This is a genomic window from Azotobacter vinelandii CA, from assembly GCF_000380335.1.
GTDB classification, from domain to species: Bacteria; Pseudomonadota; Gammaproteobacteria; order Pseudomonadales; family Pseudomonadaceae; genus Azotobacter; species Azotobacter vinelandii.
Window position 1 is genome coordinate 3975463 of record NC_021149.1, and the last position, 17354, is coordinate 3992816.

Genomic DNA, 17354 nt, shown 5'->3' on the forward strand with positions numbered 1-17354 from the left:
TGTGTTCAGCCCTTCAACGACTGCCGCGCATAGATATCGTAGCGGCTGGACTTGCCCTCCAGGCTGTAGCCCGGCCTCGGTCCGGCGACGCTCGGCGCCTTGCGCGGGCGCTTGACCACCACCCGGTGGCTGGCCAGCGCCAGGGCGGCCTCGAGCAGGGCCGGCGCGTCCGGGTCGTCGCCGACCAGCGGGCGGAACAGACGCATCTCCTTCTTCACCAGGGCGCTCTTGTCGCGGTGCGGAAACATCGGATCGAGGTAGATCACTTGCGGCGGCTCGTCCGGCCACTGGCGCATCCGCGCGATGGCGTCGCCCGGCAGCAGGCGCATGCGCGCGACGATGGGAGCGACTTCCGGATCCCGGACCGCGCGGGCCAGACCGTCCTCGAGCAGTGCGGCGATCGGCGGCTGACGCTCGATCAGGGTCACCTCGCAACCCAGGCAGGCGAGCACGAAGGCATCGCGCCCCAGCCCGGCGGTGGCATCGAGCACCCGGGGACGCACGCCCGGCTGCACGCCGACCGCCTTGGCGATCATCTGTCCGCTGCCGCCGCCGAACAACCGCCGGTGCGCCGACGCGCCCTCGACGAAGTCGACCCGCACCGGCCCGGGCGCCTGCGCTCCCAGTTCGGCCAACTGCAGCCCCTGCTCGCCGAGCTGCAGGGCGAATCGCGCCTCGCCGCCGAACGGCAGCCCCAGGCGCCCGGCCAGGGCCTGTGCCGCCTCGTGAAAAACCGTATCCAGGGCTTCGACCCGAACCCATACCGCAGGACTTTCATCAGCCATTGCAAAATGCTCGAAAAGGGCCGCCCCGGCGGCCGTCGACTCCAGGCCCGGCATTCTGCCAGAGTCGCGACCGGTTCCGGCGTCCCGGCAGGCCGAACCACCGGCTCTAACGGCAGAGCCGGCCCGGCCCCATGTCGACGTGCAGGTGATCGCGGTGCGCAGCGTTGTAATCCGGGCCCAGGGTGACGTTGAAGGAACGGCAAGCGGCATCGCGCACCAGGCGCAGAAAGCGCGCCGCCTGGTCGTCGCCGCCCCAGTCGCGGGCCACGCTGATGCGCCGGCCGTCACCCAGGCGGAAACCGGCGATATCCAGGGCATTGGCGCTGGCGTGCTGGCTGCGCCTGGCGCTGCGCGCGATATTGCGGCAGGCGAAGCTGCCATAGTGCTCGATGCCCACCACCGGCTGGCCGAACACCCGCCGGGCCGCCGGCTGCAGGCCATGGCGCTCGAACAGGGCATAGCCGACGGCGAGCGGGCAGGTGGCGGTGAAGCTGGCATTGAAAGCGACTTCGGCGGCGTGCAGACGCACGCTGTTCTCGATCGGGCAATCGGGCGCCGGCCGGCTGTCGGCCAGGACGGTATAACGCAGTGCGGAACTGGCCAGCGCCGTGGCGCAGAGCGCCGGATCGTGCCGCAGGCGCCATTGCTTGAAGGGCGTGAGCGGGTTCGGCGAATCCCGCACATCCAGCGGCGCCCAGGGATTCCAGCGGGGCGGCACGGCCGGCCAGGCCTGCCAGCCGCCCCAGGCGAGCCCTGCCAGCAGCGCGCACACCAAGAACCTGCGAACGATGGGCATGCCCTTGAGGCAACGAACGGGGAACTTGGTTGCATGCTCAGAGCAGATCGAGTTGCGAATCGTCGGCCGCCGCCGGCGCCGGCAACGGCGGCAGTCCCGGCAGGCGCTCCCGCAACCGTTCATGGAAGCGCCGAGCCAGTTCGGGGGCCAGCAAGTTGTCCGGGGTATGCAGGAAAACGTAGGGCTGCCTGCCCTCCTCGATCCAGGCGGCGACCTTGTCCAGCCAGGGCGCCATGAAGGGATCGTTGGCGGCGAGCAGCGGATGGCCGATGAAGCGTACCTGCGGAAACGCCGTGAGGGCCGCCGGGCGCACCGGCAGGCGCGGCTTGCGCGACTGGGCATGGCGCACCGCCGGCGTGTCCTCGTGGCAACTGAAGAGCGGCCGGGAATCCAGGCACAGGCGCTCGACGCCCCGGTCGCGCAGCAGGCGGTTCAGTGCCCGCTCCTCCTCGCCGCGCTGGAAGAAGGCCGGGTGGCGGACTTCCACCGCCAGGGGACGCTCGAAGCCGGCGAGAAAGTCCGCCAGCTCGCCGAGGCGCGCCGGCCCGAAGCTGGCCGGCAGTTGCAGCCAGAACGGCGTGACCCGCTCGCCCAGGGGCGCCAGCGACTCGACGAAGGCCCGGGCGGCCGGCATCTGCAGGCGCAGCTCGGCCGAATGGCTGATGTCGCGCGGCAGCTTGGCGCAGAAGCGGAAATGCGCCGGCATCCGTTGCGCCCAGCGCTGCACGGTCGCCGCCGAAGGTCGGGCGTAGAAGGTGGTGTTGCCCTCGACCGCATTGAACACCCGGGCGTACAGCGCCAGATAGTCGGACGCCGGCGTGCCGTCCGGGTAGAGGCGGCCGCGCCAACCCGCCTCGCTCCAGGAGGGACAGCCGAGACAATAGGGCAGCATCGCGGGCCTACCGGACACCCTTGGGGGTGGCGACCTTGTCGCGCAGGTAGACCGGCTGCGCCTGCTCGGCCGGCACGGCCTCGCCGCGCCGCCAGGCGAAGCCGGCCAGGCTCAGCAGATCCAGGGCATCGGGCAACAGATCGGCGTCCCGGGCGGTGGGCGCGACCGGCATGCGCTCGGCGTGTGTCCAGCCGGTCCCGGCGCCGAACCAGTCGCCGCTCGCCAGGCGCGGCAGCTCGACCCGTTCCGGCGCCAGTACCGCCTCGCCGCCGACCAGACGCATCTCGCCCTCCGCCAGGCGGTAGCAGCCCCAGTAGACCTCGTCCATGCGCGCGTCGATGGCCGCCGCCACCTGATCGACTCCCCGCTCCCGGTGGGCGCGCTGGGCCAGCAGCGCCAGGTCGGAAACCGGCAGCACCGGCCGCTGCAGGGCGAAGGCCAGGCCCTGAACCACGCCGACGGCGATGCGCACGCCAGTGAAGGCACCCGGTCCGCGACCGAAGGCAATGGCATCGACCGCCGACAGGGCGATGCCCGCCTCGCCCAGCAGCTCCTGAACCATGGGTAGCACGCGCTGGGCATGCAACCGCGGGATCACCGCATGGCGGCCGAACGCACGGCCCTCGTGCAGGAGAGCGACGGAACAGGCTTCGGTGGCGGTATCCAGGGCCAGCAGAGTGGTCATCGGGTCATCCGGGAGGAACTGAAAGGACGGGCATTATAAACCCCGTCCGGGCGGAGACCGGAAAACGGACGGCCCGCACGAAGCGAGCCGTCCGTCGCGGGCACGGCGGATCAGGCCAGGGCGGCCTGCACGCGGGCGGTGATCTCGCTCACCGAGCCGATGCCTTCGACGCGGGTGTAGCGGGGAGTGCCGGTGGTCGCGGCGAGCCTCTGGTAGAAATCGACCAGCGGCTTGGTCTGCGAATGGTAGAGAGCCAGGCGATGGCGCACGGTCTCCTCCTTGTCGTCCTCGCGCTGGATCAGATCCTCGCCGGTCTCGTCGTCCTTGCCGGCCACCTTCGGCGGGTTGTGCAGGTCGTGGTAGACGCGCCCGGAGGCCGCGTGGACGCGGCGGCCGGCCATGCGCGAGACGATCTCCTCGTCGTCGACGGCGATTTCCAGCACGTGATCGATGCTCACGCCGGCATCGCGCAGGGCTTCGGCCTGGGGAATGGTGCGCGGGAAACCGTCGAAGAGGAAACCCCGGGCGCAGTCGGGCTGGGCGATGCGCTCGCGGATCAGATCGATGATGATGTCGTCGGAAACCAGGCCGCCGCTGTCCATCACCCCCTTCACCTTGAGCCCCAGCGGGCTGCCGGCCTTGACCGCGGCACGCAGCATGTCACCGGTGGAAATCTGCGGAATGCCGAACCTCTCGGTAATGAAGCGGGCCTGGGTACCTTTGCCGGCACCGGGCGCCCCCAGCAGAATCACGCGCATCGATGTAGCTCCTTGAGTGATTGTTAAAAGCTTCGAATTGTCTCGGATCGACCTTCTGAACAACAAACCTGGCGCCATCGGGCAGCCAAAAGGTGCACAAGATACACAGCTGACCCCGGGGTGCACAAGCCAGCCCAAAATGTAGCGAACTTGACACGAACAACGGAAAAACCGACGAAAAGCACTGCAAGGCACCCCTCCTGGGAGCGATGCCGGCAGCCCCCCCGCCGACCGTTCGTCAGCCGGTGTTGCGCAGACCGGCGGCGATGCCCGCCACGCTCACCAGCAATGCCTGCTCCAGAGGGCTGCAGGCCTGCTCCTGGTGCAGACGGTAGCGGGCCAGCAGTTCGACCTGCAGCAGATGCAAAGGATCCAGGTAAGTATTGCGCACGCTGAAGGCGGCACGAACCTCGGGATTGTGGCCAAGCAGGCGATCCTGCTCCGTCAATTCGAGGACGGCGGCGCAGGCCTGCGACAACAGGCCGCGCAGTTGCTGCCCCAGGGGAAGCAGGCCCGGCTCCACCAGCCGCTCGTCGTACAGTTGGGCGATGGCGGCATCCGATTTGGCCAGGACCATTTCCAGCATGTCGATGCGCGTGCCGAAGAACGGCCAATGCCGGCTCATCCGCCTGAGCAGTTCGCCCTCGCCGCGCGCCAGGGCATTGCCCAGGGCCGTCTCCCAGCCCAGCCAGGCCGGCAGCATCAGGCGCGTCTGGGTCCAGGCGAAGATCCAGGGAATCGCCCGCAGGCTCTCGATCCCGCCGGCCCGCCGCTTGGCCGGGCGACTGCCCAGCGGCAGGCGGCCGAGTTCCTGCTCGGGCGTGGCCTGGCGGAAATATTCGACGAACTGCGGATGCTCGCGCACCACGCTGCGATAGGCGGCCAGCCCCTCGGCGGCCAGGCGGTCCATCAGTTCGCGCCAGGCCGGCTCCGGCGCCGGCGGCGGCAGCAGGGTGGCCTCGAGGACGGCGGACAGATAGAGGTTCAGGCTCTGCACGGCGGTGTCCGGCAGGCCGAACTTGAAGCGGATCATCTCGCCCTGTTCGGTGGTGCGAAAGCGTCCGGGCACCGAGCCCGGCGGCTGGGAGAGGATCGCCGCATGGGCCGGACCGCCGCCACGACCGACGGTACCGCCGCGGCCATGGAACAGCAGCAGTTCGACGCCCTGTCGCCGGCAGACCTCCACCAGGCCTTCCTGGGCGCGGTACTGTGCCCAGGCGGCGGCCGTGGTGCCGCCGTCCTTGGCCGAGTCGGAATAGCCGATCATCACCTCCTGGGGACCGTGCAGGCGGGCGCGGTAGCCCGGCAGCAGCAGGAGCCGCTCCACCGTCGGCGCGGCGTTGTCCAGGTCGGTCAGGGTTTCGAACAGCGGTACCACACGCATCGGCCGCTGCAGGCCGCACTCCTTGAGCAGCAGTTGCACGGCCAGCACGTCGGAGGGCGCCGCGGCCATGGAGATGACGTAGGAGCCCAGCGACGCCGCCGGGGCCTGCGCCACCTCGCGGCAGGTGGCGAGGACCTCGGCGGTTTCCGCGGAGGCGGGAAAATGCACCGGCAACAGCGGCCGGCGGCTGTCCAGCTCGCGCATCAGAAAGGCGGTACGGGTTTCCTCGTTCCAGTCGGCGTAGCGGCCGAGACCCAGGTATTCGGTGATCTCGCTGAGCGCCGCGGCATGCCGGGCGGCATCCTGGCGGATGTCCAGGCGCACCAGGAACAGGCCGAAGGTGGCCGCCCGGCGCAGGCTGTCGAGCAGCGGACCGTCGGCGATCAGCCCCATGCCGCAGGCATGCAGCGAGCGGTAGCAGAGTTCCAGCGGCTGCAGGAGCTCGCGGTTGTTCTGCAGCACCGCCGGCGAACGCACGGCCTCGCCGTGCAGGGCCGCCGCGGCCCAGTCGCGAGTGGCGAACAGCCGCTCGCGCAGTTGCTTGAGCAGAACCCGGTAGGGTTCGTCGACCTCGCCGGTCCGGGCGCGCAGCTCGCTGCTCGCCTCCTGCATGGACAACTCGGCGGCCAGTTGCTCGACGTCGCGCAGATGGAGGTCGGCAGCCGCCCAGCGCGCCAGCAGCAGCACCTCGCGGGTGACCGCGGCGGTGACATTGGGGTTGCCGTCGCGATCGCCGCCCATCCAGGAGGAGAAGCGGATCGGCGCCGCCTCCAGCGGCAGGTGCAGGCCGGTGGCCTCGTGCAACGCGCGGTCGACGCCGCGCAGGAAGGCCGGCACGGCCTGCCAGAGGGAATGCTCGATCACCGAGAAGCCCCATTTGGCCTCGTCCACCGGGGTCGGCCGGCTGCGGCGGATCTCGTCGGTGTGCCAGGCCTCGGCGATCAACCGGCGCAGGCGCTCGTGCACCGCCTCGCGCTCGGCCGGCAGCAGATCGCCATGATCCAGCACGGCCAGTTCGGCGGCGATCGCCTCGTACTTGCGGATCAGGGTACGGCGCGTCACCTCGGTGGGGTGGGCGGTGAGCACCAGGTCGATCTCCAGGCGCCCGAGTTGGCGGGCCAATGCGTCTGCGGCATGGCCGCCGGCCAACAGCCGGTCGAGCAGTTCGGGCAGGGCGCGCACCGCGAAGGGCGGCGGCTCCTCGGGAGCGCGGCGGCGGATCTCGTGGTACTGCTCGGCGATGTTGGCCAGGTTGAGGAACTGGTTGAAGGCCCGCGCCACCGGCTGCAGCTCGTCCTCCCGCAGCTCGCCCAGGGTACGGGTCAACTGCTCGGCGCCCTCCTCCGACCCCAGGCGTCCCGTCTTGGCCCCCAGGCGGATGCGCTCGATCTTGTCGAAGAAGACCTCACCGCACTGGGCATGGATATATTCGCCGAGCAGTTCGCCGAGCAGGCGGACGTCCTCGCGCAGGCGGGCGTCGATTTCCTCCATGAGAACCTCCAGCAGCAGTTCGGGGATATCCAGCCGACCGGACTTCCGGTGTCCATCCGTCGCACCGGATCACTTGCCGTAGAGTGCCCAGCATGCCGATTTCTGACAAGGGGGAAGCGCTGCTGGGCTAGTCTGAAGTCAATACCCGAGCACGACCTGTCACCGCCCGGCGGATCGCCGCCCGGCGGGTCATCCACGCAGCAGATGAGGTGCCTCATGAAGATCCGCGAACTGCTCCAGCACTGGGAACGCGGCGCCAGAGGTCGTCTGACGCCCAGTCCGTACCATATCCGACTCGACCTGGAAGCTGCCGCGCGCCTCGCCGCGCTGGCCGAAATGTACCCCAGACGCAACGTCGAGGAATTGCTCGGCGAACTGATCGGCGCGGCTCTCGAGGAGTTGGAAACCAGCATGCCCTATGTGAAGGGCAGCCAGATCGTCTCCCTCGACGAGCAGGGCGATCCACTCTACGAGGACATCGGCCCGACGCCGCGCTTTCTCGCCCTGTCGCGCCGCTACCTGCAGGAGATGAGCGCACAGGCCGACGGCGCCAGTCACTGAAATCAGACATCCAGCAGGCGCCGGTAGAGGGCGGCCATGTCTGCCGAGAAGGCCACCAGCAGCGCCTGGCGCAGGGAGCTGCCGGCCGGGCGCGGACGGCACAGCTCGGCCACGGCGATGGCGGCCGCCTGATCCGCCGGATAGCCGTAGATGCCGCAACTGATCGCCGGGAAGGCGATGTTCGTCAGAGCGTGCCGTTCGGCCAGATCCAGGCTGTTGCGGTAGCAGGCGGCGAGCAGTTCCGCCTCGCCCTGGCCGCCGCCCAGCCAGACCGGCCCGACCGTGTGGATCACATAGCGCGCCGGCAGGCGGAAGCCCGGCGTCAGGCGCGCCTCGCCGGTCGGACAGCCGCCCAGCCGGCGACAGGCGGCGAGCAGCCCCGGACCTGCGGCGCGATGAATGGCGCCATCCACCCCGCCGCCGCCGAGCAGGCCGGGATTGGCGGCATTGACTACCGCGTCCACCGCCAGATTCGTCAGGTCACCCTGCCAGACCACGACCTTCATCGCTCGCCCCGCGGAGTTTCCTGGCCAGGACAGCGCACCGCCTGCCTGCGCTGGTCCACCAGCACGCCGGTGAGACCCTTTTGCTCGGTATCGAACAGCACCAGCACGCCATCGATGCACTGCGCCACCTGGCTGGCCGGCTTCAGGGAAACCCGGTAATCCTCGCCGGGGACGGTCTTGAGCATGGTGAACTCCGCCAGCAGCAGGGCATCCTCCGGCCTGGCCACATGCAGATAGCCGTAATGGCCGAGCGCGGCCACCGTGACGGCGACACTGCCGACGGCGGTGAGGATCAGGTGAACGGGGTTGGTCACGCTCATCGGGAAATCTCGTCTGGGGAAGGTTGGGCCAGTCCGCCTGCGCTCCGGGGATCGGCGAGAAAGCGCAGCATCAACGCCCGCCATGCCGGCTCGGCGAAGGTCTGCACATGGCCGCCGCGGGTCGGCTGGAAAAACCGTGGCGGAGCCGCGGCCCGGTACAGGCGCAATCCGTTGGACAGGGGGACCAGTTCGTCGTCGCGGCTATGGTAGATCAGTACGGGCAGCCCCTGCAGCCGCGGCATCGCGTCGACCGCGCTGTCGCCGTCCGGCACCAGCCAGGACAGCGGCACCTGCAGTGGCCAGGTCAGCCAGGCGCCGCCCAGCATGTGCCGCGCCACTTCCCGGTAGCTGGCCGGCACGCCGTCGAGCACCAGTGCCGAAAGCCGGGCGCGGCGTTGCGGCCGCTGCGCCAGGAAATGCACTGCCAGGGCACCGCCGAGGCTCTGGCCGAGCACGGCGAGCGGCCTGTCGCGCACCGCCGGTTCCGACCCGAGCCAGGCGAAGGCCGCCTCTAGGTCTTGGTATACCTCCGGCAGGGCGGGCGAGCCCTCGGACAGGCCGTAGCCGCGGTAATCCAGCAGCAGCACCTGCCAGCCCTGTTCCGGCAGCCACCAACTGCCGCCCAGATGCCAGGCCAGGTTACCGCCGTTGCCGTGCAGGTGCAGCACGGTGCCGCGCACCTCCCGTCCCGCCCGGGCCGGCAGCCACCAGGCATGCAGGCGCGTGCCGTCTGCGGCGCGCAAGTAGAGGTCGCGGTAGTCCAGGCCGGCCGCGCGCGGCGTGAGGGGCTGGCCGGGCTCGGGATAGAACAGCAGGGAACTGCAGCCGGCACCGGCGGCCAGGAACAAGCCGAGCAGGAGCGGACGCAGCGCTCGCTGCGGCATCAGTCGCCACCGCCGCGCACGTCCTCGCGGGCCTTGACGGTCGACTCGTAGACCCGCTCGGCCAGCCGCGAGAACGGCAGGCTCTGCAGCCAGACGGTGCCGGTGCCCTTGAGGGTCGCCAGGAGAATGCCCTCGCCGCCGAACAACATGCTCTTCAGCCCGCCGGCCAGTTGGATGTCGTAGTCGATGCCCCGGCTGAAGCCCACCAGGCAGCCGGTATCCAGGCGCAGGGTCTCGTCGCGCAGCTCCTTGCGGATCACCGCGCCGCCGGCATGCAGGAAAGCCAGGCCGTCGCCGGACAGCCTTTGCAGGATGAAGCCCTCGCCGCCGAAGAAACCGGCACCGATGCGCTTGCTGAAACTGATGCCGATCTCGGTACCGCGGGCGGCGCAGAGGAAGCTGTCCTTCTGGCAGATCAGGGTGCCGCCGATCTCGGCGAGATCCACCGGCACTACTGTCCCCGGATAGGGCGCGGCGAAGGCGACCCGCGCCTGCCGCTTGCCGTGATTGGAGAAATGCGTCATGAACAGCGACTCGCCGGTCAGCATGCGCTTGCCCATGCCCCACAGCTTGCCCAGCACGCCGCTCTCCGAGCCATCGCCCATGCGGGTCTCGAAGCGTACGCCCTCGGTCATGTAATTCATCGCGCCGGCCTCGGCGATCACCGTTTCGCCGGGATCGAGGATGATTTCCACCGACTGGGCGTGGGCGCCGAGGATTTCGTAATCGAGCTGATGGCTGGCCATGGAAAACGGTCCTTATCGAGACGGGAAGCCCGCAAGGATACTCCGTGGGAACGCCGCCCGGCGCGGCGACGCGAATCGCCGCGCACCGCTCAGAGGATGTTGGCGTAGTCCGCCTCGATCCGTTCCATGCTGAGGTGATTGAGGAAGTTGGAGAAGCACATCCAGGCCGACAGGGCATTGAGGTCGCGGAACTGTTCCGGCAGGTACTTCGGCGGCACCACCAGCCCCTGGTCCACCAGTTGGCGCAGGGTACGCATGTCCTCCAGGGTGGTCTTGCCGCAGAACAGCAGGGGGATCTGCTCCAGCTTGCCCTTGCGTACCGCCAACTGGATGTAGTTGTAGATCAGGATGAAGCCCCGGAGATACGACAGATCCTTGGTGAAGGGCATGCCGTCCGGGCACGAGCCGCGGAACACGCGGCTGACGTTGGTGTAGCTGTCCTCGTCGCTCAGCCCCTGGTCGCGGAAGAACTCGAAGATATCCAGGAAATTAGCCCCCTGCTCGGCCATGTGGATGGCACGGGTGCGATTGGTCAGCTTGCGCAGGCGGCTGGGATAGGAGGCGAAGGCGATCACCTCCATGAGGATCGCCAGTCCCTCCTGGGTCACCGTGGAGGACGGCGGCCCCTTGGCCAGAAAAGTGCAAATCGGCTGGTTCTGCCCGTTGAGCGTGGTGGCCACGTGGACCAGCCCCTCGTGCACCTCCAGAGCGCGCACGTCGCGCTCGTTGAACAGCGCGTCGCTGCGGATCTTGATGTAGTCGGCGCCGGCCGCGGCGTCGGCGACGATGCCGTCGGACTCGAACACGCGAACCGTGCTCTCGTGCTCGCCGAACACCCGGTTCAGGCGCTCCTGAAGCTTCTGCACGGCAGCGCTGGCATTGAGGGTCTTGGGCTCGTCCTTGAGGTCGCCGCGATCGGCGATCTGGTTCAGGTAGTCGGACAGCATCAGGCCGAAATCGGCCAGGGTCGGGTCGCCGGCGTGGAAGGCATCCGAAGCGGCGCCGTAGAGCTCCTCGGAAATCAGCCCGAAATCCGGGGTACCGCGCGCCTCGAGCATGCGGATGACCATGCGGTATTCCTTGCACATGCGCCGCATGATCTGCCCGACCGGGCTGAACTGGCCGAGCTGGCGGGTGATATCCCGCTCGATGCTCTGAAACTCCTGCTTTTTCGCCACCGGATCGAAGGACAGGGGGCGACTCTCGTAATAGCCCCGGTCCACCGGCGGCAGTTGGCGACAATCGGCGGCGAAGAAGCGCTGGCGCACTTCGTCGTCCCATTTCACCGCGTCCAGCACGCGGATCGGCATCTGCGCCTCGACCAACCGGTCGGAAAGGCTGCGGATGATCTGCTGGTACTCGTACTGCTGCTTGCGTCTGCTCATCGAGCTCTCACTGGCCGACGCGCCGGTAGCGCGCCACTTCGCTGAAAACGTCGGAATTGGCGGGATCGTCCAGATAAGCGAAGACCCTGTCCAGCGGGCTGAGAACGCGCACCCCGGGTCCCCGGGCGGTGACGATCGGCTTGCCGGCCAGTGTCCCCCGCTCCAGCGCCTGGCGAACCCGCGCCGGCCCCAGGTTGTAGAGCACCAGTTCGTTGTTCGCCGTCAGCTCGAAGCCGAGGATGAGAAAACCGCCACCGAGGTCGTCCGGCAGCCCGGCGGAAAGATACCAGCGCCGGCCATGGCGGGTCACGGTGAATTCGGCCTGCAGCCCGTCGTCGGCCCCTTCCAGGGATTGCCGGGCGCGGTAGCGGGCGGGGCCGGCCGGGCGAATCTCCAGGGCCAGTCGTTCGCCCCACTCGTTGCGCCGGCTCCACTCACCGAGCAGGGAAACCGGTGCCGCTTCGCCGGGAGCGATTCGCTCGGTGAAGCTCACCAGGCAGCCGGCGAGCAGGCAGAAGGGCAGCAGGAGGACAAGACGCCAGGCTCGCATAACGCTCTCCCCCGCCAGGAAGGACCACCCCGGCACCCAGCGGGACGGCCATCTCGTCAGAGCCCGAGAACCAGATACATGTAGCGGCTCAGAACGGCCAGCATCTCCTCGTCGTCCAGGCGTCCCGGACCTTCGAGCAGTCCCTGGTACTCCATGCGGCCGATGATCCCGGTCAGCACGCTGGCATCCTGCTCGGGATGCTGCGAACCGAGTACCTGGAAGAACTGGATGGCGCCCTGCTGGAGGATCCGCCGGTGGGAACGGGCCAGTTCGTGCAGGCGCGAGTTGATCAGCGCCTCCTGCTGGAAAGCCTGCTCGGCGACCAGCTCGTCGCGCCGGAAATGCAACTGGTCGCGAACATAGCCGACCGCCAGCCGGGCGATCTCCTCGGCCAGTTGGCGGCGCGAATCGCCGCTGTCGTCGAGGCGACCGACCTGCTCCAGCAGCAGGCCCTGGGTCCGCTCCCAGAAACCGGCCATGTAGGCCGCGCTGCGCTCGACGAACAGCGCGAAGGTATCGGTGAGCAGATCGTCGATGTCCTTGAAATAGTAAGTGGTCGCCGACAGCGGCACGCCGGCCTCGGCGGCCACCGCCCGGTGGCGCACGGCGCGCACGCCGTCGCGGATGATGATACGCATGGCGGCATCGAGAATGGCCTGGCGGCGCTGCTCGCTACCGCGACGACTGGTCTTTCGACCTCGATACTGGACACTGTGGGCAACGGCGCTGGCCATGTGGGCAGCACTGTTCAGGGAGAGGAACTGGGTCAAGACGGGCATCCTTTTCCAACTAAGACCTGCCCCCATTGTTAGGGCTTTCCGCGCCAGAAGCAATCCATCGTGATAGCTCGGCACCACGGGTCGCGACCAGCGGAGCGTATCTTGCGCGTCCGACGAGGCCCGCCGCCTCCTGGTGCGGGCCTCGTCGGGCGTCGCTCGTGCGGCCGTCGGATCAGACTTCCGGACGCATGTGCGGGAAAAGGATCACGTCGCGGATCGACGGCGAATCGGTCAGCAGCATCACCAGACGGTCGATGCCGATGCCTTCGCCGGCGGTCGGCGGCATGCCGTATTCCAGGGCGCGCACGAAGTCGGCGTCGAAGTGCATGGCCTCGTCATCGCCGGCATCCTTGTCCCGGACCTGCTGCATGAAGCGCTCGGCCTGGTCCTCGGCGTCGTTCAGCTCGGAGTAGGCGTTGGCGATCTCGCGGCCGCCGATGAACAGCTCGAAGCGGTCGGTGACGCTCGGATCGTCGTCGCTGCGCCGCGCCAGCGGCGAAACCTCGAAGGGATAGCGGGTGATGAAGGTCGGCTGTTCCAGGCGGTGCTCGACCAACTCCTCGAAGATCATCGTCTGCAGCTTGCCCAGTCCCTCGAAACCCTTGACGTCGGCGCCGGCCTTCCTGGCGATGGCGCGGCATTTCTCGATGTCGCGCAGGTCCGCGGCGGAGACTTCCGGGTTGTAGTAGAGGATCGAGTCGAACACCGACAGGCGGGCGAAGGGCTCGCCGAAGTGGAACACCTTACCCTGGTAGGGCACGTCGGTGGTCCCCAGCACCAGTTGCGCCAGTTCGCGGAACAACTGCTCGGTGAGGTCCATGTTGTCCTCGTAGTCGGCGTAGGCCTGGTAGAACTCGAGCATGGTGAATTCGGGGTTGTGGCGGGTCGAGACGCCTTCGTTGCGGAAGTTGCGGTTGATCTCGAAGACCCGCTCGAAGCCGCCGACCACCAGGCGCTTGAGGTAGAGCTCGGGTGCGATGCGCAGGAACATCGGCAGGTCCAGCGCGTTGTGGTGGGTCTGGAAGGGCTTGGCCGCGGCGCCGCCGGGGATGACCTGGAGCATCGGCGTTTCCACCTCGAGGAAGTCGCGCTCGGCGAGGAACCTGCGAATGTGGGCGATGATCTGCGAACGCACGCGGAAGGTGTGGCGGGTTTCCTCGTTGACCATCAGGTCGACGTAACGCTGGCGGTAGCGCTGCTCGGTGTCGGTCAGGCCATGATGCTTGTCCGGCAGCGGGCGCAGCGACTTGGTCAGCAGGCGCACCGTGCTCATGTGCACGTAGAGATCGCCCTTGCCGGAGCGCGCCAGGGTGCCCTCGGCGGCGATGATGTCGCCCAGGTCCCAGTGCTTGACCGCCTCCAGCGTCTCGGCCGGCAGGCCCTTGCGGTCGACGTAGACCTGGATGCGCCCGGTCATGTCCTGGATGACCATGAAGGCGCCGCGGTTGAGCATGATGCGCCCGGCCACTTTGACCGGGATCGCGGCCGCTTCCAGCTCCTCCTTGCCCGCCTCGGCATAGCGCTTCTGCAGGTCGGCGCAGTAGCTGTCGCGGCGGAAGTCGTTGGGGAAGGCATTGCCTTTCGCGCGCTCGGCGGCGAGTTTCTCCTTGCGCAGGGCGATCAGCTTGTTTTCTTCCTCGTGGAGGGCATGCTGGTTCAGCGGTTGTTCGCTCATGGTCTCTGTCTATCTGGCATGTGGTGCGAATGATTCGGTGAGGGTCACAGGCCCTTCTTGAGGCTGGCCTCGATGAACTCGTCGAGATCGCCGTCCAGCACCGCATCGCAGTTGCTGTTCTCGATGCCGGTGCGCAGATCCTTGATCCGCGACTGGTCGAGCACGTAGGAGCGGATCTGGTGGCCCCAGCCGATGTCCGACTTGGTGTCCTCCAGCGCCTGGGCGGCGACGTTGCGCTTCATGACCTCCAGCTCGTACAGCTTGGCGCGCAGCATCTTCATGGCGCGGTCCCGGTTGGCGTGCTGGGAGCGCTCGTTCTGGCAGCTCACCACGGTGTTGGTCGGCAGGTGGGTGATGCGCACCGCGGAGTCGGTGGTGTTCACGTGCTGGCCGCCGGCCCCGGACGAGCGGTAGGTATCGACGCGCAGATCGGCCGGATTGATGTCGATCTCGATGTTGTCGTCGACTTCCGGCGAGGCGAATACCGCGGAGAACGAGGTGTGCCGGCGGTTGCCGGAGTCGAACGGGCTCTTGCGCACCAGGCGGTGCACGCCGATCTCGGTACGCAGCCAGCCGAAGGCGTACTCGCCCCTGACGTGCACGGTCGCGCTCTTGATGCCGGCGACCTCGCCTTCCGACAGTTCGACGATCTCGGTGTCGAAGCCGTGCTTGTCGGCCCAGCGCAGGTACATGCGCAGCAGCATGTTGGCCCAGTCCTGGGCCTCGGTGCCGCCGGAGCCGGCCTGGACGTCGAGGTAGGCGTTCCTGGCGTCCATTTCGCCGCTGAACATGCGGCGGAACTCGAGTTTCTCGAGGATGCCGCGCAGGCGCTCGACTTCGGCGGCGACATCGTTCGCCGCACCCTCGTCGTTCTCTTCGACGGCCATGTCCAGGAGATCGCGGGAGTCGGCCAGACCGCCGGTGAGCTCGTCGAGGGTTTCGACGGCCAGCGCCAGTTGGGCGCGTTCGCGCCCCAGGTTCTGCGCGTATTCCGGATTGTTCCAGACGTTCGGGTCTTCCAGCTCGCGCTCGACCTCGGTCAGACGATCACGCTTGCGATCGTAGTCAAAGATACCCCCGAATGGTCTGGGTACGTTCGGACAGGTCCTTGATGCTGTTGAGGATCGGATTGATTTCCATGGTGGGCAGCGCTCGCGCTCGGACAGTTCGAAAAGCCGAAGAGTATAACGCAGCGGGCCGCCACTGACAGCCCGCGGTCCGCATGCGTGAAGCGCCCGGCCGGACTCAGGCGGCCCTCGCCTGGCTCTCCAGCTCCGTCTTGAGTTGCGGATCGAGCCGCAGATGCCGCGCCAGTTCGTCCAGGTAAGCGCGCTCCATGAATTGCTCCTCGTCGACCGCCAGCAGACTCGCGAGGTAGATCTCGGCGGCCAGTTCCGGTGTGTCGGCGGCCTGGGCCACATCGGCCGGGTCCAGCGGCCGGTTCAATTCGTCATGCAGCCAGCCCTGCAGCTCCTCGTCCTCCGCGACCCTCCCCAGTTCGGTTTCGATCAACTGGCGCTCGCGCTCGTCCACATGCCCGTCGGCCTTGGCCGCGGCGACCAGCGCCTTGAGCAGCGCCCGGCTGTGCCCTTCGGCTCGCTCCGGCGGCAGGCGGTCGAGGGTCTGCGGCTCGCCTGGGAAAGCGCCGGCCTGTTGTGCCTGCCAGTTGTTGAAGGCCTTGTAGGCCAGCATCCCGAGGGCGGCGAGACCGCCGTAGGCCACGGCGTTGCCGCCCAGCTTGCCGAGCCGCTGCTTGCCGAGCAGCAGGGCGAGAGCCCCTGCCGCCAGCGCCCCCTTGTTTCCGCCGCTCAGCAGGCCGCCCAGCGAGCCTCCCGGAGAACCGCCGCCGGCGCCGCCGAGGATGTCGCCGAACAGGCCGCCGCCAGCCCCGCCGCCGGGCGACGGCTGTCCCTGCCGGCGAAAGCCCTCGGCGGACCTGAGAAGTTGATCGAGCAATCCACTGGTGTTCATCGCACAGTCTCCTCTGCTTCCGGGTCGAGAAGCGAGGCCGGCGTCAGTCGAGTTCGCCGGACTCGCGGAACGGCGTGTCGCGATGTGCGGCCCGCACGTATTGCGCCGGCCAGGGCACCGCCTTGTCGCCGAGAAAGTCCGCTGCATGCAGCGGCCAGTAGGGATCGCGCAGCAACTCGCGGGCCAGCAGGATCAGGTCGGCCTGGGCGGTGCGCAGGATGTGCTCGGCCTGCGCCGCCTCGGTAATCATGCCCACCGCGCCGGTGGCGATCCCCGCCTCGCGGCGTATCTGTTCGGCGAAGCGGGTCTGGTAGCCCGGCCCGACGGGAATTTCCGCCGCGGCCGCGGTGCCGCCGGAAGACACGTCGATCAAATCGACGCCCAGTGCCTTGAGGCGCCGGGTCAGCGCCACCGTCTCCTCCGGGTTCCAGCCTTCCTCCACCCAATCGGTGGCCGACAGGCGGACGAACAGCGGCAGGGTCTCGGGCCACACCGCGCGTACCGCCTCGGTCACCTCCAGCAACAGGCGGATGCGGTTGTCGAAGCTGCCGCCGTACTGGTCCCGACGCTGGTTGGACAACGGCGAGAGGAATTGATGCAACAGATAACCGTGGGCGGCGTGCACCTCGACGACCTTGAAACCGGCGGCCAGGGCACGCTCGGCGGCTTGCACGAAGGCCCGGACGACCTCGCGGATACCGGCCTCGTCGAGGACCTCGGGCACCCTGTGGCGGGGATCGAAGGGAATCGCCGAGGGGCCGACCGGAACCCAGCCGCCCTCCTCGGGCGGCACGCTGCCCGGCCGGCCCAGCCAGGGCTGCCAGACGCTCGCCTTGCGTCCGGCATGGGCCAACTGGATGCCGGCCAGCGAGCCCTGGGACTCGATGAAGGAGGTGATGCGGCGCAGCGGCTCGATCTGCTCGTCATTCCAGAGGCCGAGATCCTGGGCGGAAATACGCCCTTCGGCGACGACCGCGGTGGCCTCGACGATCACCAGCCCGGCTCCGCCCACCGCGCGGCTGCCCAGGTGCACCAGATGCCAGTCGTTGGCCAGCCCGTCCCGGGCCGAGTACTGGCACATCGGCGATACGACGATACGGTTGGGCAAGGTCAGTTGACGCAGGGTCAAGGGCTCGAACAGCAGGCTCATGGCAACACTCCGGTCCTAACGAATGATCGACACTTC

At 68.4% G+C, this 17354-nt stretch carries 18 protein-coding genes; 1 reads left to right on the forward strand and 17 read right to left on the reverse strand.

Going from position 1 to position 17354, the window contains the following annotated elements; genetic code table 11:
• Nucleotides 1-5: 5 nt before the first annotated feature.
• The 6 genes from AVCA_RS17860 to ppc all read right to left on the reverse strand — a co-directional run bounded on the left by AVCA_RS17860 (nucleotide 6) and on the right by ppc (nucleotide 6791).
• Nucleotides 6-785, reverse strand: coding sequence for a class I SAM-dependent methyltransferase (locus AVCA_RS17860; protein ID WP_085930877.1), 780 nt, complete (start codon nucleotides 783-785; stop codon nucleotides 6-8).
• 106 nt (nucleotides 786-891) lie between these two features.
• Nucleotides 892-1581 carry an extensin-like domain-containing protein gene (locus tag AVCA_RS17865; protein ID WP_041807377.1) on the reverse strand — a complete coding sequence of 230 codons (690 nt, stop codon included), beginning with the start codon at nucleotides 1579-1581 and terminating at the stop codon, nucleotides 892-894.
• A 37-nt stretch (nucleotides 1582-1618) separates the two neighbouring features.
• Complete coding sequence (locus AVCA_RS17870) at nucleotides 1619-2473, reverse strand: DUF72 domain-containing protein (RefSeq protein ID WP_012702441.1); 855 nt, start codon at nucleotides 2471-2473, stop codon at nucleotides 1619-1621.
• A 7-nt stretch (nucleotides 2474-2480) separates the two neighbouring features.
• Nucleotides 2481-3158: a tRNA (adenosine(37)-N6)-threonylcarbamoyltransferase complex dimerization subunit type 1 TsaB gene (gene tsaB / locus AVCA_RS17875; protein WP_012702442.1), complete on the reverse strand. Its 678-nt coding sequence runs from the start codon at nucleotides 3156-3158 to the stop codon at nucleotides 2481-2483.
• Nucleotides 3159-3268: 110 nt separating this feature from the next.
• Nucleotides 3269-3916: an adenylate kinase gene (gene adk / locus AVCA_RS17880; protein WP_012702443.1), complete on the reverse strand. Its 648-nt coding sequence runs from the start codon at nucleotides 3914-3916 to the stop codon at nucleotides 3269-3271.
• 238 nt (nucleotides 3917-4154) lie between these two features.
• The gene (ppc, locus tag AVCA_RS17885) at nucleotides 4155-6791 is read right to left on the reverse strand and encodes a phosphoenolpyruvate carboxylase (protein ID WP_012702445.1); all 2637 of its coding nucleotides are present in this window, start codon (nucleotides 6789-6791) and stop codon (nucleotides 4155-4157) included.
• Nucleotides 6792-7007: 216 nt separating this feature from the next.
• On the opposite strand from ppc, the gene AVCA_RS17890 reads away from it, so the two are divergent.
• Nucleotides 7008-7352: a hypothetical protein gene (locus tag AVCA_RS17890; protein WP_012702446.1), complete on the forward strand. Its 345-nt coding sequence runs from the start codon at nucleotides 7008-7010 to the stop codon at nucleotides 7350-7352.
• 2 nt (nucleotides 7353-7354) lie between these two features.
• Here the strand turns inward: AVCA_RS17890 and AVCA_RS17895 are convergent, their stop codons facing one another.
• The 11 genes from AVCA_RS17895 to AVCA_RS17945 all read right to left on the reverse strand — a co-directional run bounded on the left by AVCA_RS17895 (nucleotide 7355) and on the right by AVCA_RS17945 (nucleotide 17318).
• Nucleotides 7355-7858: an O-acetyl-ADP-ribose deacetylase gene (locus AVCA_RS17895; RefSeq protein WP_012702447.1), complete on the reverse strand. Its 504-nt coding sequence runs from the start codon at nucleotides 7856-7858 to the stop codon at nucleotides 7355-7357.
• A complete protein-coding gene (locus tag AVCA_RS17900) occupies nucleotides 7855-8178 on the reverse strand; it encodes a hypothetical protein (RefSeq protein ID WP_012702448.1) in 324 nt (107 codons plus the stop codon). Before AVCA_RS17900 ends, AVCA_RS17895 begins: the two co-directional genes overlap by 4 nt.
• Entirely contained in the window at nucleotides 8175-9062 is an 888-nt protein-coding gene (locus AVCA_RS17905) for an alpha/beta hydrolase (RefSeq protein ID WP_012702449.1), read from the reverse strand. The genes AVCA_RS17900 and AVCA_RS17905 overlap by 4 nt, the downstream gene beginning before the upstream one ends.
• Nucleotides 9062-9808 carry a TIGR00266 family protein gene (locus tag AVCA_RS17910; protein WP_012702450.1) on the reverse strand — a complete coding sequence of 249 codons (747 nt, stop codon included), beginning with the start codon at nucleotides 9806-9808 and terminating at the stop codon, nucleotides 9062-9064. Before AVCA_RS17910 ends, AVCA_RS17905 begins: the two co-directional genes overlap by 1 nt.
• Before the next feature lie 89 nt (nucleotides 9809-9897).
• Nucleotides 9898-11193 (reverse strand): flavohemoglobin expression-modulating QEGLA motif protein, encoded by a 1296-nt coding sequence (locus AVCA_RS17915; protein ID WP_012702451.1) that lies wholly within the window; start codon nucleotides 11191-11193, stop codon nucleotides 9898-9900.
• Between the two features lie 7 nt (nucleotides 11194-11200).
• Nucleotides 11201-11743, reverse strand: coding sequence for a hypothetical protein (locus AVCA_RS17920; protein WP_012702452.1), 543 nt, complete (start codon nucleotides 11741-11743; stop codon nucleotides 11201-11203).
• A gap of 56 nt (nucleotides 11744-11799) precedes the next feature.
• On the reverse strand, nucleotides 11800-12513 hold the full coding sequence (locus AVCA_RS17925) for a TetR/AcrR family transcriptional regulator (protein WP_012702453.1): 714 nt from the start codon (nucleotides 12511-12513) through the stop codon (nucleotides 11800-11802).
• A gap of 181 nt (nucleotides 12514-12694) precedes the next feature.
• Nucleotides 12695-14197: a lysine--tRNA ligase gene (lysS, locus tag AVCA_RS17930; protein ID WP_012702454.1), complete on the reverse strand. Its 1503-nt coding sequence runs from the start codon at nucleotides 14195-14197 to the stop codon at nucleotides 12695-12697.
• 44 nt (nucleotides 14198-14241) lie between these two features.
• Nucleotides 14242-15337, reverse strand: a protein-coding gene (gene prfB, locus AVCA_RS17935; protein WP_139239897.1) for a peptide chain release factor 2 whose coding sequence is annotated in 2 segments (ribosomal slippage) — nucleotides 14242-15264 and nucleotides 15266-15337 — 1095 coding nt in all. Because the reading frame shifts where the segments join, the coding sequence is not laid out codon by codon here.
• A 105-nt stretch (nucleotides 15338-15442) separates the two neighbouring features.
• Nucleotides 15443-16168, reverse strand: coding sequence for a tellurite resistance TerB family protein (locus AVCA_RS17940; RefSeq protein ID WP_012702456.1), 726 nt, complete (start codon nucleotides 16166-16168; stop codon nucleotides 15443-15445).
• Nucleotides 16169-16211: 43 nt separating this feature from the next.
• Entirely contained in the window at nucleotides 16212-17318 is a 1107-nt protein-coding gene (locus tag AVCA_RS17945) for an NADH:flavin oxidoreductase/NADH oxidase (RefSeq protein WP_012702457.1), read from the reverse strand.
• Nucleotides 17319-17354: the final 36 nt, after the last annotated feature.

Bases quoted from the DNA above. Each gene is read 5' to 3' on its own strand.
- AVCA_RS17915 (WP_012702451.1), bottom strand. From the start codon at position 11,193: ATGAGCAGACGCAAGCAGCAGTACGAGTACCAGCAGATCATCCGCAGC.
- ppc (WP_012702445.1), bottom strand. From the start codon at position 6,791: ATGGAGGAAATCGACGCCCGCCTGCGCGAGGACGTCCGCCTGCTCGGC.
- lysS (WP_012702454.1), bottom strand. From the start codon at position 14,197: ATGAGCGAACAACCGCTGAACCAGCATGCCCTCCACGAGGAAGAAAAC.
- AVCA_RS17865 (WP_041807377.1), bottom strand. From the start codon at position 1,581: ATGCCCATCGTTCGCAGGTTCTTGGTGTGCGCGCTGCTGGCAGGGCTC.
- AVCA_RS17910 (WP_012702450.1), bottom strand. From the start codon at position 9,808: ATGGCCAGCCATCAGCTCGATTACGAAATCCTCGGCGCCCACGCCCAG.
- AVCA_RS17890 (WP_012702446.1), top strand. From the start codon at position 7,008: ATGAAGATCCGCGAACTGCTCCAGCACTGGGAACGCGGCGCCAGAGGT.
- AVCA_RS17895 (WP_012702447.1), bottom strand. From the start codon at position 7,858: ATGAAGGTCGTGGTCTGGCAGGGTGACCTGACGAATCTGGCGGTGGAC.
- adk (WP_012702443.1), bottom strand. From the start codon at position 3,916: ATGCGCGTGATTCTGCTGGGGGCGCCCGGTGCCGGCAAAGGTACCCAG.
- AVCA_RS17920 (WP_012702452.1), bottom strand. From the start codon at position 11,743: ATGCGAGCCTGGCGTCTTGTCCTCCTGCTGCCCTTCTGCCTGCTCGCC.
- AVCA_RS17860 (WP_085930877.1), bottom strand. From the start codon at position 785: ATGGCTGATGAAAGTCCTGCGGTATGGGTTCGGGTCGAAGCCCTGGAT.
- AVCA_RS17940 (WP_012702456.1), bottom strand. From the start codon at position 16,168: ATGAACACCAGTGGATTGCTCGATCAACTTCTCAGGTCCGCCGAGGGC.
- AVCA_RS17870 (WP_012702441.1), bottom strand. From the start codon at position 2,473: ATGCTGCCCTATTGTCTCGGCTGTCCCTCCTGGAGCGAGGCGGGTTGG.
- AVCA_RS17905 (WP_012702449.1), bottom strand. From the start codon at position 9,062: ATGCCGCAGCGAGCGCTGCGTCCGCTCCTGCTCGGCTTGTTCCTGGCC.
- AVCA_RS17945 (WP_012702457.1), bottom strand. From the start codon at position 17,318: ATGAGCCTGCTGTTCGAGCCCTTGACCCTGCGTCAACTGACCTTGCCC.
- tsaB (WP_012702442.1), bottom strand. From the start codon at position 3,158: ATGACCACTCTGCTGGCCCTGGATACCGCCACCGAAGCCTGTTCCGTC.
- AVCA_RS17900 (WP_012702448.1), bottom strand. From the start codon at position 8,178: ATGAGCGTGACCAACCCCGTTCACCTGATCCTCACCGCCGTCGGCAGT.